Genomic DNA, 20,793 nt, shown 5'->3' with positions numbered 1-20,793 from the left:
ACAACTACATCAAATCAGCGCGAGAGTGCCGCGGGTCAGCCGCGGACGACGACGTTGACGAGCTTGCCCGGGACGACGATCTCCTTGACCACGTCCTTGCCGTCGACGTGGGCGATCACGTTGGGCAGCCCGCGGGCCAGCGACAGCAGCTCGTCCTTCGACGCGCCCGACGGCGCCTCGACGCGATCGCGGACCTTGCCGTTGACCTGGACGACCAGCTCGAACGTGTCGGCCTCCAGGAAGCGCGGGTCGGCCGCCGGCCACGGCTCCTCCCACACGCGACGCCCGGTCAGCAGGTGATAGGCGTCGGTCGTCACGTGCGGCGCGAACGGGAACAGCAGCGACGACGCGGTCGCCAGCGCGAAGCGCACGCTCCCCGCGTCGGCGTCCCCGCGCTTCTCGGCCGTCACCTCGTTGAACAGCTCGCGGACCGCGGCGATCGCCGTGTTGAAGGCGAACCGCTGGTCCATGTCGTTGGTGACCTTGTCGATCGCCCAGTGCGCCTTGCGGACGATCCGCAGCGCGTCGGCGTTGAGCTGGTCGTCGTCGGGCACCGGCGCGTCGGGCAGCTCGTCGGCCGCCTCCGCGCTGACGCGCCACAGCCGCGACAGGAAGCGGTGCATGCCCTCCACCCCGCTGTCGGCCCAGTCGGCGTCCTGGTCGGGCGGGCCGATGAACAGGATGTAGGCCCTGGCGGTGTCGGACCCGAACTTCTCGACGATCGGCGCCGGGGCGACCACGTTGCCCTTGGACTTGGACATCTTCGCCCCGTCCTTGGTGATCATCCCCTGCGTGAACAGCCGCGCGAACGGCTCGTCGAAGGCCAAGTGCCCCATGTCGCGCAGGGCCTTGATGAAGAACCGCGCGTACAGCAGGTGCAGGATCGCGTGCTCGACGCCGCCGATGTACTGGTCGACCGGGCTCCAGTGGTTCAGGACCGCCGGGTCCCACGCCGCCGCGTCGTTGTGCGAGTCCGTGTAGCGCAGGAAGTACCACGACGAGTCCACGAACGTGTCCATCGTGTCGGTCTCGCGCCGCGCGGCGCCGCCGCACGACGGGCAGGTCGTGTTGACCCAGTCCTCGGCGGCGGCCAGCGGCGAGCGGCCCTTGGGCTTGTAGTCGGTGATGTCCGGCAGCGGCACGGGCAGGTCGGACGCCGGCACCGGCACCATCCCGCACGTCTCGCAGTGGACGATCGGGATCGGGCAGCCCCAGTAGCGCTGCCGCGACAGCAGCCAGTCGCGCAGGCGGTAGTTGACGGACCGGTGGCCCTTGCCCTCGCGGTCCAGCCAGTCGACGATCCGCTCCAGCGCCTCTTCCTTGTAGAGCCCGTCGAAGTCCGGGTGCGAGTTGACCAGCGGGCCCCGGCCCGTGAACGGCAGCTCGTCGGAGCCCTCCGGGTCCTCGACCACGCGCCGCACCGGCAGGTCGTACGCGCGCGCGAACGCGAAGTCGCGCTCGTCGTGCCCCGGAACCGCCATGATCGCGCCGGTGCCGTACTCCATCAGCACGTAGTCGGCGACGTACATCGGCAGCCGCTCGCCGTTGACCGGGTTGACGACGTGGCGGCCGAGGAAGACGCCGGTCTTGGGCTTCTCGACGTTGCCGCGCTCCTCCAGCGACTCGCCGACCGCGTGGTTGACGTAGGCGCGGACCTCCTCCTCGCGCCCCGTGCCGGCGATCAGCCGCTCGATGTCGGGGTGCTCGGGCGCCATCACGAAGAACGTCGCGCCGAACAAGGTGTCCGGGCGCGTGGTGAAGACCGGGTAGTCGATGTCCAGCTCGTCGCAGCGGAACGTGACCTCGGCGCCCTCCGAGCGCCCGATCCAGTTGCGCTGCATCGTCTTGACGTGCTCGGGCCAGGCGATGTTGTCGAGGTTGTCGACCAGCTCGTCGGCGTAGTCGGTGATCCGGAAGAACCACTGCTCCAGCTGGCGGACCTCGACCTCGTGGCCGCAGCGCTCGCAGCGCCCGTCGACGACCTGCTCGTTGGCCAGGACCGTCGCGTCGTTGGGACACCACTTGACCGCGGCGTCCTTGCGGTAGGCCAGACCGCGCTCGAACATCCGCAGGAAGATCCACTGCGTCCAGCGGTAGTAGGACGGCTCGTGCGTGGCCAGCTCGCGCGACCAGTCGATCGAGATCCCCCACTCGCGGAACTGCTTCTGGAACGAGCGGATCGCGGCGTCGGTGGACTCGCGCGGGTGCTGGCCGGTGCGGATCGCGTGGTTCTCGGCGGGCAGGCCGAACGCGTCGTAGCCCATCGGGTGCAGCACGCGCTTGCCCGTGCGGCGGTGGAAGTGCGCGACCGCGTCGCCCACCGAGTAGACCTTCAGGTGGCCGATGTGCGGCTCGCCGCTGGGGTACGGGAGCATCTCCAACACGTAGGACTTGTCCGACGCGTCGGCGAGGACGGCGTCGTTGGACACCTCCCACGTTCGCTCGTCGGCCCAGACCCGCTGCCAGCGGGGCTCGATCTCCTTGGGGTCGTAGCGATGTTCGGCCACGTTCTGGAGGCTACAGCGAGGGACCGTTTTGCCGATCCAAGGGTGAGCCCCCGCACGCGTCTCAGTCCCGCGCCATCGCGGCGGCCAGCTCGCGCTCGCGGTCGACGTAGGCGTCGTCGGCGAGGTCGATCGTCACCTTGACGACCCGCCCGCCGGCGAACGGGAACGGCGAGCCGGCGTACTCCTGGCTGACGGCGTCGCCGCCGTCGCGCCCGACGCAGAGGCCCTCGCCGCACAGCGCGAAATGCCCGGGCTGGGTGCGCAGCGGCGCCTCGGCGACCGGCCGCTCGTCGATCCACAGCCGCGCGGTGCCGTGCGCCTCGCCGCGGTCGCCGGTCGACTCCTTGTCGAACGACACGCCGAGGACGTGCCGGCCCGTCGGCACCGGCCCGTCGGAGACCAGGTGCTGCTCGGGCGGGATCCCGATGAAGTTGTTGACGTAGTGCAGCCGGCCGTCCTTGACGAACAGCGAGTAGCCGCCGAAGCGCGAGCCCTGCGCGATGATCACGCCCTCGCACCCGTCGCCGACCTCGACCTCGCCGAGGATCTTCCACGAGCGCCCGCGGATCGCCGCGGCGGAGCGCTCGGGCACCTCGGACGTGCGCGGGTAGTAGGTGTAGATCCCGTCCGGCGGGACCGGCGCCTGGAACTCGTACTTGAGGTACTCGAGGATCCCGAGGTCGCTCAGCGGCAGCACGTCGTACTTGCCCGCCTCGTTGAACCACAGCGACACCAGGTGCCGAACCATGTCGGGGTGCTCGCCCGCGAGGTCGTGGGCCTCGGCGCGGTCGACGTCGGTGTGGAACAGCTGCCACGTGTCCTGGTCGAAGTGGCCGATGTCGGCCGGCATCGGGCCGTGCTCGGCGACGACCTTCCAGCCGTCCTTCCAGAGGGCCCGCGTCCCGAGCATCTCGTAGTACTGGATCCTCTTGGTCGTCGGCGCCTGGGCGTCGTCGAAGGAGTAGTTCATCGCTTGGCCGGGCAGCGGCGTCTGCTCGTAGCCGAGCACGACGTCGGGCATCTCGACGCCGCAGGCCTCGAGGATCGTCGGGACGATGTCGATCGCGTGGTGGTACTGGTCGCGGACCTCGCCCCGGGCCTCGATGCCCTTGGGCCAGTGGACGATCAGCGGATCGCAGACGCCGCCCTGGTAGCTGTAGCGCTTGAACATGCGGTACGGCGTCGAGAACGCGACCGCCCAGCCCGTCGGGTAGTGGTTGTAGGTGTCGGGCGAGCCGAGCCGGTCGAGCATCTTGATGTTCTGCTCGATGCTGTCGGGCCAGCCGTTGAAGAAGTTGTTCTCGTTGACCGACCCGTCCGGGCTGCCCTCGCCCGAGGCCCCGTTGTCGGCCGCGTAGAAGATCAGCGTGTTGTCGAGCTGGCCGGTCTCCTCCAGGTAGGCGATCAGCCGCCCGGTCTCCACGTCGGTGTACTCCGAGTAGGCCGCGTAGACCTCGGCCATCCGGCAGAACAGCGCCTGCTCGTCGTCGCTGAGCGTCGCCCACGGCCGCACCATGTCGGCGGGCGACGTCGTGCCCTCGGGCATCGGGTTCAGCGGCGTGAGCTCGGTGTCGTCGGGGACCACGCCGCGCGCCTTCATCCGCTCCAGGACCCAGTCGCGGTAGGCCTCGTAGCCGTCGTCGAACCGGCCCTTGTACTTGTCGATGTACTCCCGGGGCGCGTGGTGCGGGGCGTGGTTGGCGCCCGGGCAGTAGAACATGTAGAACGGCTTGTCCGGCTGGGACTGCTTGAGGTCCGAGAGGTACTCGATGGCCTTGTCGGCCAGGTCCTTGGAGAGGTGGTAGCCGTCCTCGGGCCGGTAGGGCTGGTCCACGAAGTGGTTGTCCTCGGCGAGGTCGGGATACCACTGGTTGGTCTCGCCGCCGATGAAGCCGTAGAAGCGGTCGAAGCCGCGGGCCAGCGGCCAGTTGCGCTTCGTGGCCCCGATGTCGAACTCGTCGACCGGCACGTTGTGGTTCTTGCCGACCCAGAACGTCCCCCACCCCGCCTGGCGCAGCACCTCGGCACAGAACGCGTTCTCCATCGGGATGTGCGTGTTGTTGCCCGGGAACCCCGTCGCGCTCTCGGCGATCGTCGCGAACCCGTTCTGGTGGTGGGTGCGACCGGTGAGGAAGCACGAGCGCGTCGGTCCGCAGAGCGCGGTCGTGTGCCATTGCGTGTAGGTCAGGCCGTTGTCGGCCAGGCGCTGCAGCGTCGGCATCTCGACCCGTCCGCCGTACGGCGACCACGCGGCCTGGCCGGTGTCGTCGTAGAGGATGATCAGGACGTTGGGCGCGCCTTCCGGAGCCCTCTCGGCGAGGTAGGGCGACCAGTCGGGCGTCGAGTTCCGGATGTCGAGGTCGATGGCCCCGTCGAAGCGCTTGGGCATGGGCGCCACGTTCGGCCGTCAGGGGGTGATGGCGCCTCACCCGCGCCGAGTGACGCGGCGGCGCAGGCTTGCGTCGACCACCCCACCGGGTACCACCGGAACATGCTCGAGCACCGTTCCCGGCCCGTCCCCCGACAGCGCGAGCGACGCTTCACGCGACACCACGACTTCGAAGGTCGGACGCTGTCGCCGGAGGCGCTGGCGCTGCTCACCGAAGAGCTGCGCGAGGCGACCGGCCACCCCGACGCCGAGATCCCCGAGGGCCGGCACCGCAGCCCCGTCGAGCAGGCGGGCCGCTGGTCGCCGGGCGTCGCCGACATCGTCAACAACCGGCGCCTGCTCCTCGTCACGTTCCTGACCGCGATCGTCGTCGGCGCCATCATCTCGATCGTCACCGGCTGGTTCGGCGCGCTGCTGATCGCGCTCGCGGTGCACGCGGTGGCGACGCTGATCGTCGCCGCGGGCGTGATCCAGCTGACGGGCGAGGTCGAGCACGTCTCGCCCGAGACCGCCGCGCGGCTGGAGGCCGAGGGCGTCGCCGACCCCGACCGGCTGTTCACCGACATCCTCCTCGAGGAGGCCGCGAGCGCCGAGCGCGCCGACGGCGCGCGCCCCCCGATCAGCTCGGGAGCGAGAGCTGGAGGTGGCAGAGCGCCGACAGCGCCGCGGTGACCTGGGCGTCCCCCGCGCCGACCAGCGGCTGCCCGGTCGGCGCGGCGCCGTCGGCCTGCTGGGCGGCCTGGTCGGCGGAGGCCTCGAACGGCGCGGTCCTCTGGGTCGCGGTGGCCGCGGCCAGGCGGGTCATCGCGGCGGTCAGCGCGGACGGGTCGCGGGCCAGCGCGGGCGCGGCGGTCGCGACGGCGGCCACGGCGCCGTTCTTGACCAGGTAGGCCCAGGCGCCGCCGTCGGGGCGCGGGATCGTGCGCACGGCGGCGGGCGCGCCGGGCGTCCCGCCCGCGCGGGTGCCGACCGCGATGCCGCCGGCGCTGCGGCCGGCCGCGGTGCTGCCGACCAGCTCGACGTCGCCGCCGGTCGTCAGCTCGGCGACGTCGGCGCGACCCTCGTTGCCGGCGCCGCCGACGCAGTAGCTCCAGGCGCGGTCGCGCTGCTGGGGCTGGCCCGCGGACGTGAGCAGGTCCTCCCACGCGGTCCCGAGGCGCAGCGCGCCGCGGCCGGTCGCGTCGATCGCGCCGCTCGCGTCCGCGCAGCCGGGCGTGGCGACGCCCTCGGCGCGCTCCCACATCTCCAGGTAGGCCTCGGCGCCGCTCATCATGTCCTTGACGAGCGCGTCGCCGCCGACGCGGCGCAGGTCGGCGAACCAGTCGGCGTAGAGGCCGTAGTGCGCGACGCCGTCGGCGTTGTAGTCGAACGTGCGGTCGCCGGTCTTCTGGCGGTCGAAGGTCACCGCGCCGTCCAGGCCCTTGAACGGATAGGCGATCCCGCCGCCGTCGCCGTCCGTTCCCGGCTGCTCGGAGAGGCCGCCGAGGTCCGCGCCGTAGCCCCAGCCGAGCTGGTAGGGCGTCTGGCGCGGGCGGTACTCCCGCCACTGCTTCACGTAGTCGTCGGCCGCCGAGTGGCCGGGGAACGCGAGGCCGCCGAGCTTCCAGATCCGCGGCCAGTTGCCGGGATCCATCCAGCCGTGGGGCGAGATCACGCCGGAGTAGTGGCGCGCCTCCAGCAGGCCGAGCGTGCGGTCGACCCCGGCCTGGCTCATGTGGTCGGGGTTGACGATCATGTGCAGGTCCATCATCCGCCGCACGACGTGCGCGCCGAGGTCGGTCAGCCCGCGCGTGTTGCAGTTCGGCGCCGGCGGGTAGGCCGGCGCGATCCCGGACGGCAGCCCGGCGGCGGAGAACAGCGAGCCGACCAGGTTGGTGACCTGGGGCAGCGGCGAATAGATGTCGTTGTCGTGCAGCGGCCCCTGGCACGTCTGGGCGCTCCAGAACGAGCCGGCGCTGGCGAGGTTGCCCGCGTTGATGAGCAGGCCGACCGGTCCGCCGTCGAAGCGCACGCCGGTCAGCGGGTTGTCGAACTTGTTCAACAACAGCATCGAGCGCACGCCGAGGCGGTGCAGCTCGTCGAGCTGCTGGTCGACCTGGGCCTGGTCGCAGGTCGGGACGGTCGTCCCGCTGCAGCCGAACGGCTCGCTCACCTCGACCTCCAGCACGACCGCCATGCGCCCCTGGTTGATGACGCGGCGCGCCTGCTCGGGGTCGGTGACGATCTCGAAGAAGCCCTTGCCGGGGCCGCCGGACTGGGCGTCGACGTAGTCCTGCAGGTCGTGGATGGCCTGCAGGCTGCCGCGGACGGTCGCCATCTCGTCGCAGTCGGTCTGGCGGTTGACCTGCAGCAGGCAGAGGATCCGGTTCTCGTTGGGGCTCATGACCATCAGGCGCAGGCCCGCCATCCAGGCGCGCTGGATCCACTTCCAGTAGGTGCCCTCGTAGGTGAGGTTCTCGGGCGTCCAGGACGCCAGCGTCGGCCAGCCGGCCGTGTCGTGCGGCTGGACGGGGTTGCCGTAGTTGAGGAAGTTCTGCATCGGCGCCAGCAGCCCCTGCGGGCCCTCGATCGACGAGCAGTTGGGCAAGGCATAGGGGATGCCGTACGGGCTCCACGGCCGGCCGCAGTGGAAGCGGCCGCCGAGGAACTGGTAGGTCATCCAGTGCATGTGGCCTTCGAGCAGGCCGGAGACGCGGCCGTAGCTCGTGTCGCCCTTGGACGGCGTGCCGGTCGCGTCCAGCTCGGCCTCGGGGTAGTCGGCGCAGCCGTCGGTGGCGCGGAAGGCGACGTCGCGCAGCGTGGCCGCGCCGTTCTGGGTGGTCAACATGAAGGTGCCGGCGCCCGCCTCGTCGACGCGCCAGTCGGCGGCGTCGCTGGGCGTGGCGGCGGTGCCGACGCCCAGGCCGAGCGGCCGCGCGGCGACGAAGCGGCGGTCGGGCGTGTAGAGCAGGTAGCGCCCGAGCGCGGTCGCCTGCATGCGGACGCGCGCGGCGCCGAGGACGGGCACGCCGTGCTGGGTCAGCGCGTAGCAGCCGTGGACCAACGAGTAGCGCGTGGGCGTCGGCGCGGCGGCGCCCACGGCGCCGCTGCCGCCCGCCACGAGCGCGATCGACAGGCCGACGGTCAGGAACCACCGCGTTCTCCCCATGCGGGCTCCAACGCGCCGGGCCGCCGAATCTTGCGCCAAGCCCGAACCTGGACCTTCGACCGGGCTCGAGCGACCGGTTCTCCGTAGGTCTTACGGAGACCGACCGACCGGTTTCCGGCGTTGCATCGAGGCGGCTATACGCTCGCGCGACATGGACACGGACCGTCGCTTCTCCCGCCTCGCACGGATGCTCGCCGCCGCTGTCGCCGGCCTCGTCCTCGCCCCCACGAGCACGGCGCTGGCCGCCGATCCCTCGTGTGACAAGACGTGGACCGGCGGCAGCGGCCTGTGGAGCGACGGCGCCCACTGGTCGCCGGCGGGCGTGCCGAGCAATCAGGTCGCCTGCCTGCCGGCGGGCGGCTACACCGTCACCTACCCCGGCGGCCTGCCGGCGATCACCGGCCTCGTCGTCGGCGCGGGCGCCACGGTCGTCACCCAGAACGACTACACCTCGCTGTACTCCAGCGGCGAGGTCGTCAACCGCGGCACGATCCAGCTGGTCAGCCGCACGAACCTCAACGCGCCGACGGTCACCAACGCGGGCACGATCGAGGACAGCGGGCTGATCGCCACCACGCCGCAGGTGCTGACCAACGCCTTCACGAACTCCGGGACCCTGCGCGCCAACGGCGCGCTGCAGGTCTGGGGCAACGGCGGCGGCACGTTCACCAACGCGGCGGGCGGCAAGGTCATCAGCGACGGAATCGCCTCGTCGCTGTCGTGGTGGGCGATGAGCGCGGTGAGCTTCACCGCCGGCACGGTCACCAACCACGGCGACATGCCGATGTCCACCGGCGCCTTCACCGCGGGGAGCGTCACCGGAACGGGCCTGCCGGTCCGCGTCGTCGGCGGCAGCCCGGCGCCGGTCCTCGACCTGTCGGGCACCGGCGCGCTCGCCGTCGACCTCAACTCCTCGGCCTACAGCGCCTCCGACATCGCCAAGGACATGACCCTGAACGTCCGCTCGCTCGGCGGCGGCCCGCTGGGCAACGGCTACGGACACCTCGTGCTCAGCGGCCCGATCACCAACCGTGGCACGCTCAGCCTGCGCACCGACGGCACGTACGCCATGGACGCCGACGTCGTCGGCAACAGCGGCACCGAGCGGCTGACCAACGCCGGCACGATGACGGTCGTCCAGGGCTCGGGCGGCAGCCGCGTGATCGGCGTGCCGTTCACCAACACGGCCACCGGGTCGCTCAGCGTGGGTCCCGGCACCGGGCTCGCCCTGCGCAACTTCAACGACAACACCGCCCACGTCGACGCCGGGACGATCACCGTCGACGCGACCGGCTCGCTCGGCCTCGACGGCGCGCAGACGATGACGTTCACGCAGACCGGCGGCACGCTCACCAACAACGGGACCTTCGAGCAGGGCGCGGGCACGTTCGTCCACCAGGGCGGCACGATCAACGGCACGGTGCGCATGGCGCAGCGGCGCGGCTCGCCCGCCCTGGACCCGTCCGGACCCGGCGCCGCCAACTACGAGATCGGCGGCCAGATCGACCTCGTCGGCAACGTCAACGCCGCGGCGACGATCGACGTCTCCGCCCGCGCCGACGTCGGCAGCGCCTACCTCCGGCTGACCGCCGACCGCACCAACGACGGCACGATCCGGATGGGCGCCAACGACTACGCCTACGACGCCGCGATCTCCGACGACGGCGCGCTGCGCAACCTCACCAACAACGGCCGCGTCGAGGCGCGCCAGGGCACCGGCGGCAACCGCTTCGTCAGCCCGCAGCTGACCAACGCGGCCGCGGGCACGGTCGACGTCGGCCCGAGCGCCCGCCTCTACCTGCGCAACTACGGCGTCGCCGTCCAGCACACCTCGGCGGGGACGATCGCCATCGACCCGACCGGCTCGCTGTCCGTCGACGGCACGTCGGACCTCGGCTTCACGCAGACCGGCGGCACGATCACCACCGGCGGCGGCTTCACGCAGTCCGACGGCCTGCACCGGCACACGGCGGGCACGGTCGTCGGGCGCGTCACGCTCCAGTCCGCCCACGCCTCCTGGGTCCGCCTGGACCCGTCGGGCACCGGCTCGCCGACGTTCGAGGCCCGCGCGGCGCGGCTGGTCGGCGACGTCGCGCCCGGGACGACCGTCGACGTCCACGGCGAGTCGACGTACGGCGGCGCGACGCTCGAGCTGGCGGGCGCCCACACCAACAACGGCACGGTCCTGCTCGACGACCTCGGCGGCTACTCGGCCGGCCTGCGCGGCGACGAGCTGACCAACAAGGGCACGCTGCGCGTCGTCCCCGGCGGCGGCCGCTCGCTGAACCTCGGCGTGATCACCGCGGCGGGCGGCAGCACGCAGCTCGACGGCGACCTCACGGCCATCGACGGCAACGACGGCGACGAGCCGGCGCTGAAGGTCACCGGCGGCACGCTGCGGATCACCGCCGGCGTCACCACCTGGGGCGGCTTCCGGCAGACCGGCGGCGCGACGACGCTCGCCGGCGGCTCGCTCCTCATCCCCCGCGACTGCCCCACCAAGCCCGCCAACTGCAAGGTCGACCTCGCGGGCGGCACGTTCTCCGGCGCCGGCGCGCTGTACGCGCCGGTGCTCAACCGCGGCGGCGTCCTGCGGGTCGGGACCGCCGACCAGCCCTACGCGACGCTGGCGCTGAAGGACACGACCGAGTACCAGCACGTCCGCCAGACCTCCTACACCCAGACCGCGACCGGCACGCTGAGCGTCGGCGTCAACGGCCGCGCGGCAGGCACCGGCTACGACCAGATGACGGTCGAGGGCCCGGCGACGCTGGACGGCGAGCTGGACATCGCCACCGGCGCGGGCTTCCGGCCCGACAGCGCGACGCCCGACCGCTTCGAGATCCTCAAGGCCGAGTCGCGCAGCGGCCAGTGGGCGTCGCTCAGCGGTGACGACAGCGGGCCCTACGCGGTCGAGTACACCGCCACCGGCGCGACGCTCAAGGCCATCGCCTCGGCCGGCCCGGCCGTGCGCGTGAGCGTGGCCGACGCCCAGGTCGCCGAGGGCGACAGCGGCACCAGCGACCTCGTGTTCCACGTCACGCTGTCGGCCGCCTCGGCGCAGCCGGTCAGCGTCGACTACGCGACCGTCGACGACACGGCGGTCGCGCCCGGCGACTACGCGGCGCAGTCGGGCACGCTGACCTTCGCGCCCGGCGAGACCGACAAGACCGTGGTCGTGAAGGTCGTCGGCGACACCGAGGTCGAGGGCGCCGAGCAGCTGCTGCTGCGCCTCACCCACCCGGTCGGCGCGCTGCTGGGCGTCGCGCGCGCCGTCGGCACGATCCTCGCCGACGACCTCGGGATCACCAGCGTCGCGCCGGGCGCGGCGGGCGACGGCGGGGCGACGACGCTGACGATCACCGGCGGCGGCCTGGCCGCGGGCGACACGGTCACGCTGCGCCGCGGCGGCTCGCCGGAGCGCGCGGCGACGATCGTCGGCGCGGCCGCCGACGGCACCCGCCTGGCCGCGCGCGTCGACCTCGACGGCGCCGCGCGCGGCGCGTGGGACGTGCGCGTGACCGCGCCGGGCGGCGGCGGTGGCGCTGGCGCGACGGCCACGGCGACGGGCGCGCTGACCGTCGCCGCCGCGGTCGCGCCGCGCCTGGCCGTGACGGTCTCGACCCCGTCGAGCCTGCGCTACGGCTGGCCGGGCTCGGCGGTCGTCTCGGTGCGCAACGAGGGCAACTCCGACGCGCCCGTCGGGCTGCTGCGCGTCACCGGCGACAGCGTCCAGGTCCGCAGCGAGAGCCAGGCCGCCTTCCACGACACGCTCGACCTCGCCGACGACGACCTCGCGGCGCTGTGGACCGCGTGGGGCGGCGGCAACGTCATCCCCGCGGGCGAGACGCGCTCGGTCGTCGTGCGCTTCCAGTCGACGACCTCGACCGCGCACGCCACGCTGAACCTCCGCGCCGCGGTCTACGCCGACGGCCTGGTCGAGCAGGAGGTCGGCGGCGACGACGCGGCGCCGCCGGACGGTCGCATCAGCGGCCGCCTGCGCGACGCCGACGGCGAGCCGGTCGCGGGCGTCGCGGTGACCGCCTCCGCCCCGCCCGCCGCCGGCGCGGGCAACACGCGCGGCTACAACGCGGCCGTCGCGGTCACCGGCTCCGACGGGACGTTCACGCTGCGCCCGCTGGCCGACGGCGCCTACACGGTCGGCGTCGGCCGCGAGCCGACGGCGGACCCGGGTGCCCGGCACGTGACGGTCGGCAACGGCGGCGCGGCGACCGCCGACCTGACCGCCGACGTCGCCACGCTCGCGGGCCGCCTGCGCACCAGCGGCGGCACCGCCCAGCCGGGCACGGTCACGCTGCTGCGCGCCGGCCAGGTCGTCTCGACGCGCAGGACGGCGGCCGACGGCGGCTTCGCCTTCCCGGTGCTGCGCTCCGGCACCTACAACCTGGTCGGCCGGACCGCGGCCGGCGGCCTGGCGGTCGGCGCCGAGCTGGCCGTCACCGCGGGCCGCGCTCAGACGGGGATCGACCTGCGCACCGGCGGCCGCGCGCTGACCGTGACGGTCACCGACGGCGGCGGCGGCGCGCCCGTCGGCGGCGCCATGGTCGCGGTCACGACCGACGCCACCGCGGGCGTGCCGCTGCTGCTGCGCACCGACGCCGACGGCCAGGCGACGTTCGGCGGCCTGCCGTCCGGGAGCGTCAGCGTGCGCGCCGTGTCCGCGACGCGCGCGCCGGCGACGACCACCGCCTCCGGGGCGACGGCGGCGCTCGCGCTGCCCGCCGGCGCGACCGTCGCCGGCACGGTCACGGCGGCGGGCGCGCCGCTGCCCAACGCCACCGTCACCGTGGCGGTGGCGGGCGAGACGCGCCGCGCCGACACCGGCGCGGACGGCAAATACACGATCCCGGGGTTGCCCGCCGGCGCCGCGACGCTGTGGACGGTCGGCGGCGGCCTCGCGCCGCTGCGGTCCACCGCCACGCTGACCGCCGGCGGAACGACGACCGCCGACGTCGCGCTGACGACCGGCGGCAGCGCCCGGACGCTGAGCGGCGACGGCATCGCCAACGCGCGCCTCGACGTCGTCGACCCCGCGACCGGCACGGTCCTGCGCAGCGTCTTCACGGGCGCCGACGGCACCGCGTCCAGCGGGCTCCTGCGCGCCGGCGACTACGCCGTCCGGACCACCGTCCCGGGCGCGGCGACGACCACGCGGGCGCTGTCGGTCGCCGCGCGCCTCACCGCGCGCCGCGACGCGGGCGACCCCGGCACGGTCGAGGTCGTCGAGCCCGTCGACGTCGAGAACCCGCTCGACCGGCCGCCGATGGTCACGTGGTCGGGGCTGCCCGAGCCCAAGCAGACGCCCTGGCACCGCGCCCACCACGAGTACGACTACACCAGGATCGCGCTCACGGAGCCGTGCCCGGCGGGCAACCGGATGAAGGCCATCATCTCGCGCTACGCGACCGCGCTGTCGCGGGCCTGGGACTCCTACTACTCCGCGTGGGACCTGCTGCGCATCCAGGATCGGCTCGACGTCGCCAACTACCTGCTGAAGGCCAGCGACGTCGGCGCGAAGGCGACGCTGGCGCTGGTCTCGCTCAACAGCACGATCCGGGGCATGGACACCCCGCTGCCGGGCTCGGTGGCCAACGCGATCCAGACGCTGTCCAACCAGCTCACCGGGGCGGTCGGCCGCAACCGCGCGGGCGAGTCGGTCGACGTCTGGGCGGTCCGCGACGGCCTCGCCGACGTGCTCCAGACGGCCGCCGCCTACCAGCAGGAGCTCGGCGTCTCGGCGTGGTCCGGGCACGGCTCCGACGCGTTCGCCGCGCTGTCGGCGCTGAAGGGCGTCTTCGACCTCGCCGACGAGATGGCCTCGCTGCCGGACGAGGTCCGCGCCCGCGGCGACGCGTTCCGCGAGCAGGAGAACCACTACTACGACCTCCAGCGCACGATCAACGAGCTGACCAACCGGCTGCGGACGATCGCCGCGGCGTGCCCCGATCCCCATGACGACGACCTCCCGAAGCCGTCGGGCTCGGGCTCGGGCTCGGCCGACAACGTGATGCCGGGCGACCCCAACGACCTCCTCGGCCCGCGGGGCGTCGGCGCCCAGGGCTGGATCCCGGCCGGGCAGGACCTGGCCTACCAGGTGCGCTTCGAGAACCTCGGGCCGGGCTCGGAGCACAACCCGCAGAACCTGCCGCTGGCCACCGCGCCCGCCGTGCTGGTGCAGATCGACGCGCCGCTCGACGCCGGCGTCGACCTCGACAGCGTCGAGCTGGGCGACGTCGGCTGGGGCAAGACCACCGTGACGGTCCCGGCCGGGCGCCAGAGCTACCACGGCGACGTGCCGTCGGCCGACGGCGACCTCGTCCGCGTCGACGGCCGCCTGGACCGCGCGGCGCGCGCGCTGCGCTGGACGATCACGTCGATCGACCCCCGCACCGGCGAGACCGAGACCAGCCCGACCAAGGGCTTCCTGCCGCCCGAGGACGGCAGCGGCGACGGCCAGGGCTACGCCGCCTACCGGGCGCGCGCCAAGGACGGCCTCGCCCACGGCACGACGATCACCGCCCAGGCGTCGATCGTCTTCGACGCCAACGCGGTCATCGACACGCCGACGCACACCAACACCATCGACGTCACGCCGCCGACCAGCGCGGTGAGCGCGGCGGCGCAGCCGGGTGCGGGGACGGCGTCGTGCCGGCCGGAGGTGCAGGTGAGCTGGAGCGGCGGCGACGTCGGCGCCGGGCTCGCGACCTACGACGTCTGGGTCTCCGCCGACGGCGGCGCGCCCAAGCCCTTCGTGTTGGGCACGACCGCCACGAGCGGGACGTTCACCGGCGGCGCGACGGGCCACACCTACGCCTTCTTCTCGACGGCACGCGACGCGGTCGGCCTGGTCGAGGCGCCGCCGACCGAGCCGGACAAGACGGTGGACGTGCGGCGGTGCGACAGCACGGCGCCGAGCGCCGTGGCGACGATCACCGGCGCGGCGGCCAAGGACGGCTGGCGCGACGGGCCGGTGGACGTCCGGCTGGACGCCGTCGACGACCCCGACGGCCTCGGCGTGAGCAACGTGGTGTGGTCGGCCGAGGGCGCGACCAGCGGCGGCGCGACCGTCGCCGGGGACACGACGACCGTGCATCTGGACCGCGACGGCGTGACGACGCTGCGCTACGCGGGGGTCGACGCCGCGGGCAACCGGACGCCGGAGCGGGTCGCGACCGTGCGGATCGACCAGAGCGCGCCGACGATCGACGTCCGCACGCCGGCCGAGGGCGCGCGGGTGACGCGAGGCGCGGCGATGGCGGCGGACTTCGCGTGCGCGGACGCGGGGTCGGGCGTGGCCGCGTGCACGGGGAGCGTCGCGGCGGGCGCGCCGCTGGACACGACGACGCTCGGGGACCACACGCTCACCGTCCACGCCGAGGACCGCCTCGGGCACGCCGCCGAGGTCACGCGCCGCTACACGGTGGTCGCGGAGACGGCGCCGCCGCCCGGCGGCGGCGGTGACGGCGGCGGGACGCCGCCCGGTGGCGGGACGCCGCCCGGCGGTGGCGGTGGCGGTGGCGGCGGCGGTGGCACGCCGCGCGGCCCGGCCTTCTCCACGCGGCCGCTGGGCATCGCCGCCGGCCGGGTCGGCCGCGCCGGGACCTTCACGCTGACGCTGCGCAATCGGGAGGCCTTCGCGATCGCCGGCCGCGCGACGCTGACCGGCCGGCTCCCACGGCAGAAGCGGGCGACCGCGTTGGCGTCCGGGCTCTCGATCAAGCTCACGGCGCGCGGCACGCGGAAGCTGACGGTCCGGCTGACGCGCCGCGCACGGGCCGCCCTGCGCGCGCACCGTACGATCACCGCCACCCTGACCCTCACGCTGCGCTCCGGGACCGCGACCAAGACCGTGAAGACGACGATCACGCTGAAGACCTCGCCGTGAGCCGGCGCCGGCTCGCCGTCGAGCAGCGCCTGGCCAACCTCATCGGGACGGCCTACGCGTTCGAGGACCTCGACGAGTTCCGGCACGGGATCCTGCCCGAGCTGCGCGAGACCGTGCCCGCCGACCGCGCGTCCTACAACGAGTTCGACGACCAGCCGGACCGCACGTGGTGGATCGCCGACCCGGCGCTGTCGATCACCCCGGAGATGGCCGAGCGGTTCGCGACGATGGTGACGCAGAACCCGGTCCTGGCGCACCACCAGCGGACCGGCGACGGGCGGCCGCGGCGGATCTCGGACTTCGTCGACCGGGCGACGTGGCACCAGATGCCGGTCTACACCGACTTCTACCGACATGTAGGGGTCGAGGCGATGATCGGCTTCACGCTGCCGTCGCGGCCGCCGGTGACGATCGGGATCGCGCTGATCCGCGCCGAGGGCGACTTCGCTGACGAGGAGGTCGCGACGGTCGCGGCCGCCCGCCCGCACCTGATCCGCGCCTACCGGACGGTCGAGCTGTCCAGCGCGCGCCGGGCGACGATCGCGGCGATCGAGGCCGGGCTGGAGACGCTGGGCAGCGCGGTGCTGGTCGTCGACGGGCACGGACGCGTCGACCTCGCGACGCCGTCCGCGCGGCGCCTGCTGGCCGGGCGCCTGGGCGCCGCCAGCGGCCGGCTCGCGCCGGACGTCGTCGCGCGGCTGGCCGAGCGGCGCGCGGCCCGGACGCCGGTCACCGAGCCGCTGGTCCTGGAGGACGCGGACGGCACGCGGCTGTCGCTGCGCGTCCTGGCGGGCCCGGAAGGCAACACGGACATGTTGGTCGTCGAGCCGGGGTCCAGCGGGCTCAGCGTGGCCGCGCTGCAGGGCCTCGGCCTGACCCGCCGCGAGGCCGAGGCCCTGCGCTGGATCGCGCTCGGACGTCGCGGGCCGCAGGCGGCGCAGCTGATGGGCGTCTCGCCGCGCACGGTCGAGACGCACCTGCAGAACGCCTACGCCAAGCTCGACGTCCACACCGCCGCCGACGCGGCCGCGACCGCCTGGGCGGCGGTCGGCGTGCGCCTGCCGCAGCTGTCCGACGGCGGCGCCGCCTGAGCGCGGGCGCGGGCGCGGATCAGTAGTCCACGCGGTCGGGCTTGGCCCGCCACGCGGAGAACGGCGCCGCGGGGTCGGCGACCGGGGCGCTGGTGACGGCCATCGGCCACCGGTCGCGCGGCGTCGCGAACAGCTCGTAGAACGCCAGGTCGTCGAAGCCGCCGCGCGCCGCGTCGTGGCGGTCGGCCGCGTAGACGACGCGGTCCACGCGCGCCCACAGCGCGGCGGCCAGGCAGAGCGGGCACGGCTCGCAGGAGGTCACCAGCACGCAGCCGTCGAGCCGGAAGTCGCCGACCGCGCGGCAGGCGGCCCGGATCGCGACGACCTCGGCGTGGGCGGTCGGGTCGTTGGTCGTGGTCACCTGGTTGACGCCGGTCGCCACCACCGCGCCGTCGCGCACGATCAGCGCGCCGAACGGCCCGCCGCCCGCGGCGACGTTCTCGACGGCCAGCGCGACGGCCTCGTCCAGCCACCGGGCGTCCCGCTGGGCGTCGTCGTCGGCGGCGGCGTCGGCGTCGGTCATCTCCCCCGCAACGTAGCGCGCCCGCCGCCCCCGGGCGCCCGCACCCGTCCCGGTGCCGTGCGGGCACCATTGCCGCCGCCGGACCCGGCGGGGAGCCTGCGACCATGATCCTCGCCGCCGACTACCCCTTCCTGGACATCGTGGGAACGATGTTGGTGTTCTTCCTCTGGGTGATGTGGTTCTGGTGCCTCATCATCGTCCTGACCGACGTCTTCGGCCGGAGCGACATCGGCGGCTGGAGCAAGGCCACGTGGACGCTGTTCCTGCTCATCATCCCGGTGGTCGGCATGTTGGTGTACCTGATCGCGCACGGCAAGGACATGGCCGAGCGCCGCGCCAACGACGCCGTCCGCGCCCAGGCGCAGATCGACGACCACATCCGCACCGTGGCCGCGAGCGACGGCGGCGGCGCGCCCCAGACGCCGACCGGCGAGATCGCGCGCGCCAAGCAGCTGCTGGACACCGGGGCGATCGACGCCGGCGAGTTCGAGCAGCTCAAGCGCCGGGCGCTCGGGGCGGCGGTCTGACGTGGCGACCCGCCCCTGACGCCCCGGTCCCGGCCCGCCCTCGCGATCACCATGATGCTCGAGGACTACGCGCTCCTCGGCGACCTGGAGTCGGCGGCGCTGGTCAGCCGCGCCGGGGCGATCGACTGGCTGTGCGTCCCGCGCTTCGACTCCCCCGCCGCGCTGACCGCGCTGCTGGGCGACGAGGACCACGGCGCCTGGGAGGTCGCGCCGGCGACGACGGTCCACGAGATCTCCCGCCGCTACCGGCCGGGCACGCTCGTGCTCGACACGCGGTTCGACACGCCGCACGGCTCGGTCGTCGTCACGGACTTCATGCCGATCCGCGGCGACGGGCCGCCGCGCCTGATCCGGATCGTCGAGGGCATCAAGGGCCGCGTCCCGATGCGGATGCGCCTGCGCGTGCGCCCCGACTACGGCGCGGTCAAGCCGTGGCTGGAGCCGATCCCCGACGGCGTCATCGCGATCTCCGGGCCCGACGCGTTCCGGCTCAGCACGCCGCTGTCCCTGACGACGCAGGACGCGACGGCCACCGCCGAGTTCGCGGTCGGCCCCGGCCTGCGCCGGCACCTGTCGCTGCACTGGTGGCCGTCGCACGAGCGCTCGCCGCTGGTCGAGGACGCCGACTCGGCGATGGCGCGCACGATCGCCTGGTGGCAGCGGTGGTCGGGCCGCTGCGCCTACGACGGCGAGTACGCCGACGCGGTCAAGGCCTCGCTGATCGCGATCAAGGCCATGACCTCGGCGACGACCGGCGCGCTGATCGCGGCCCCCACGACGTCGCTGCCCGAGGAGCTGGGCGGCGTGCGCAACTGGGACTACCGCTACTGCTGGCTGCGCGACGCCGCGCTCACCCTCCAGGTGCTGCTGACCGGCGGCTACGACGAGGAGGCGCTGGCCTTCCGCGGCTTCCTGGAGCGCGTCGCGACCGGCGATCCCGCCGACATCCAGATCATGTACGGCGTCGGCGGCGAGCGGCGCCTGACCGAGCACGAGCTGCGCCACCTGCCCGGCTACGAGGCCTCGCGGCCGGTGCGCGTCGGCAACGCGGCCTCCGAGCAGTTCCAGCTCGACGTCTACGGCGAGCTCATCTCGGTCGCCTCGATCGTCGCCGCGCGCCTCGGTCGCGTGGAGGCGCGCTCGTGGTCGCGCTGGCGCGCGGTCGTCGAGCACGTCGAGGCCGTCTGGCGCACGCCCGACGACGGCATCTGGGAGACGCGCGACGGCCCCCAGCACTACACCTACTCCAAGGTCATGGCCTGGGTGGTGCTCGACCGCGCGCTGCGGATCGCCGAGCGCTTCGGCCTCGACGCGCCGACCGAGCGCTGGAGCGCCGTGCGCGACGAGATCCACGCCGAGGTCTGCGAGCACGGCTACGACGCCGAGCGCCACACGTTCACGCAGACCTACAACATGCCCGCGCTGGACGCCGCCACGCTGGCGATCCCGCTCGTCGGCTTCCTGCCCGCCGACGACGCGCGCGTCACCGGCACGATCGACGCGATCCGCGACGAGCTCGGCCGCGACGGCCTCGTCGCGCGCTGCTCGACCGCCGACGGCGGCCCGCCCGGCGACGTGGGCCGGCTCCTGGCCTGCTCGTTCTGGCTGGTCAGCGCGCTGGCGGTCAACGGCCGCCCGGACGAGGCGCGGGCGCTGTTCGAGCGCCTGCTGGACCTGCGCAACGACGTCGGGCTGCTCGCCGAGGAGTACGACCTGCCCCACCAGCGGCAGCTCGGCAACTTCCCGCAGGCCTTCAGCCACCTGGCGCTGATCCAGGCCGCGACGGCGATCACCGACGCGACGAGCCCGCGCTCCCGGGAGAGCCACGGGCTCACCACCGCCACGAGGACGGGCGTGGACGCTAGACCGCGTTGAGGATCTTGGCCTTCTGGACGGCGAACTCCTCGTCGGTCAGCACGCCCTGCTCGCGCAGCGCGCCGAGCTGCTTGAGCTGCTCGATCGGGTCGACGGCGGGCGCGGCGGGCGCGGGCGGCGGCGGCGCATAGCCCGGCTCGGGCTCCTGGTCGTAGTAGGGCGCGGGCATGCTGCCCTGCTCGGTCCAGCGGTTGGCCTGGCGGCGCGACACGCGGTTGCTGACCGCGGTGGCGGTGCCCGCCACGACGGCGGTGCGGGCCATCCCGCGCAGCAGTCCTGGCATCGTGCTCTCCTCCTAGATGGGGTCGGCGGCCTCGAGCGCGTCGAGGGCCGCGATGATGGCCTGGATCTCGATCCGCCCGTCGGCCAGCAGCAGGCCGCCCGAGCGCCGCAGCGCGACCGCCAACGGCGCCGCCCAGCGGTTCTCATACAACAAGATGGCGGCGGAGTCGCCCGGGTCCAGCGCCGCGGCCGCCTCCTCCACGTCGGCGTGGTCGATCAGGCCCGTCGACGCGCCGGCGAAGATCGCGAACGGGCTGTCGGGACCGAGGTGCTCGAGGTCCAGCGCGGTGACCGCGCCGCGGTCGTCCTTGGCCACGAACGCGATGTCGAGCACGCGGATGATCCCGCGGTCGGCCAGGTCGACGATCATCGGCGCCAGCTCCGCGCCGTCCGGTCGCTTGCCCGGCCACCCGATCACGATCCAGTCGACGGGGCCCATCTCCTCCAGCGTTTCGAGTGCTTGTTCGTCGCTCATCGGTCCTCCTCTCGGTGGGGCGGATGGCCGGGATCGCCGGCCACGCGCGGTCATGGGCGCGACGCTAGGT

Annotated in this window: 11 protein-coding genes; 5 read left to right on the top strand and 6 right to left on the bottom strand. The window is 73.8% G+C overall.

Annotation, left to right across the window (positions count from 1 at the left end):
* Window positions 1–35: 35 nt before the first annotated feature.
* Both leuS and VFG42_RS20480 read right to left on the bottom strand, forming a co-directional pair.
* Entirely contained in the window at window positions 36–2,507 is a 2,472-nt protein-coding gene (gene leuS / locus VFG42_RS20485; protein ID WP_324910656.1) for a leucine--tRNA ligase, read from the bottom strand.
* A 61-nt stretch (window positions 2,508–2,568) separates the two neighbouring features.
* Window positions 2,569–4,896, bottom strand: coding sequence for an arylsulfatase (locus VFG42_RS20480; protein ID WP_324910655.1), 2,328 nt, complete (start codon window positions 4,894–4,896; stop codon window positions 2,569–2,571).
* 102 nt (window positions 4,897–4,998) lie between these two features.
* Between VFG42_RS20480 and VFG42_RS20475 the strand changes: the two genes are divergently transcribed.
* Entirely contained in the window at window positions 4,999–5,568 is a 570-nt protein-coding gene (locus VFG42_RS20475; protein ID WP_324910654.1) for a hypothetical protein, read from the top strand.
* Here VFG42_RS20475 and VFG42_RS20470 read toward each other — a convergent pair.
* Window positions 5,516–8,044, bottom strand: coding sequence for a Coagulation factor 5/8 type domain-containing protein (locus tag VFG42_RS20470; RefSeq protein WP_324910653.1), 2,529 nt, complete (start codon window positions 8,042–8,044; stop codon window positions 5,516–5,518). The two genes, VFG42_RS20475 and VFG42_RS20470, sit on opposite strands and share 53 nt — an antisense overlap.
* 151 nt (window positions 8,045–8,195) lie before the next feature.
* Here VFG42_RS20470 and VFG42_RS20465 point away from each other — a divergent pair, with 151 nt between their 5' ends.
* Window positions 8,196–15,950, top strand: coding sequence for a carboxypeptidase regulatory-like domain-containing protein (locus VFG42_RS20465; protein ID WP_324910652.1), 7,755 nt, complete (start codon window positions 8,196–8,198; stop codon window positions 15,948–15,950).
* Window positions 15,947–17,041 carry a helix-turn-helix transcriptional regulator gene (locus tag VFG42_RS20460; RefSeq protein WP_324910651.1) on the top strand — a complete coding sequence of 365 codons (1,095 nt, stop codon included), beginning with the start codon at window positions 15,947–15,949 and terminating at the stop codon, window positions 17,039–17,041. The genes VFG42_RS20465 and VFG42_RS20460 overlap by 4 nt, the downstream gene beginning before the upstream one ends.
* A gap of 19 nt (window positions 17,042–17,060) precedes the next feature.
* Here the strand turns inward: VFG42_RS20460 and VFG42_RS20455 are convergent, their stop codons facing one another.
* Window positions 17,061–17,564: a nucleoside deaminase gene (locus VFG42_RS20455; RefSeq protein ID WP_324910650.1), complete on the bottom strand. Its 504-nt coding sequence runs from the start codon at window positions 17,562–17,564 to the stop codon at window positions 17,061–17,063.
* A gap of 104 nt (window positions 17,565–17,668) precedes the next feature.
* Between VFG42_RS20455 and VFG42_RS20450 the strand changes: the two genes are divergently transcribed.
* Window positions 17,669–18,091: an SHOCT domain-containing protein gene (locus VFG42_RS20450; RefSeq protein WP_324910649.1), complete on the top strand. Its 423-nt coding sequence runs from the start codon at window positions 17,669–17,671 to the stop codon at window positions 18,089–18,091.
* A 51-nt stretch (window positions 18,092–18,142) separates the two neighbouring features.
* Window positions 18,143–19,966: a glycoside hydrolase family 15 protein gene (locus VFG42_RS20445; RefSeq protein ID WP_324910648.1), complete on the top strand. Its 1,824-nt coding sequence runs from the start codon at window positions 18,143–18,145 to the stop codon at window positions 19,964–19,966.
* Here the strand turns inward: VFG42_RS20445 and VFG42_RS20440 are convergent.
* Window positions 19,953–20,249: an SHOCT domain-containing protein gene (locus tag VFG42_RS20440; protein WP_324910647.1), complete on the bottom strand. Its 297-nt coding sequence runs from the start codon at window positions 20,247–20,249 to the stop codon at window positions 19,953–19,955. The two genes, VFG42_RS20445 and VFG42_RS20440, sit on opposite strands and share 14 nt — an antisense overlap.
* Window positions 20,250–20,261: 12 nt before the next feature.
* Window positions 20,262–20,723, bottom strand: coding sequence for a DUF6325 family protein (locus tag VFG42_RS20435; protein WP_324910646.1), 462 nt, complete (start codon window positions 20,721–20,723; stop codon window positions 20,262–20,264).
* Window positions 20,724–20,793 lie beyond the last annotated feature (70 nt).

The sequence above is a fragment of the Baekduia sp. genome (assembly GCF_035685985.1).
GTDB lineage: Bacteria > Actinomycetota > Thermoleophilia > Solirubrobacterales > Solirubrobacteraceae > Baekduia.
Note: the sequence above shows the minus strand (reverse complement) of the source record. Positions and strands in the feature narration are given on the sequence as shown.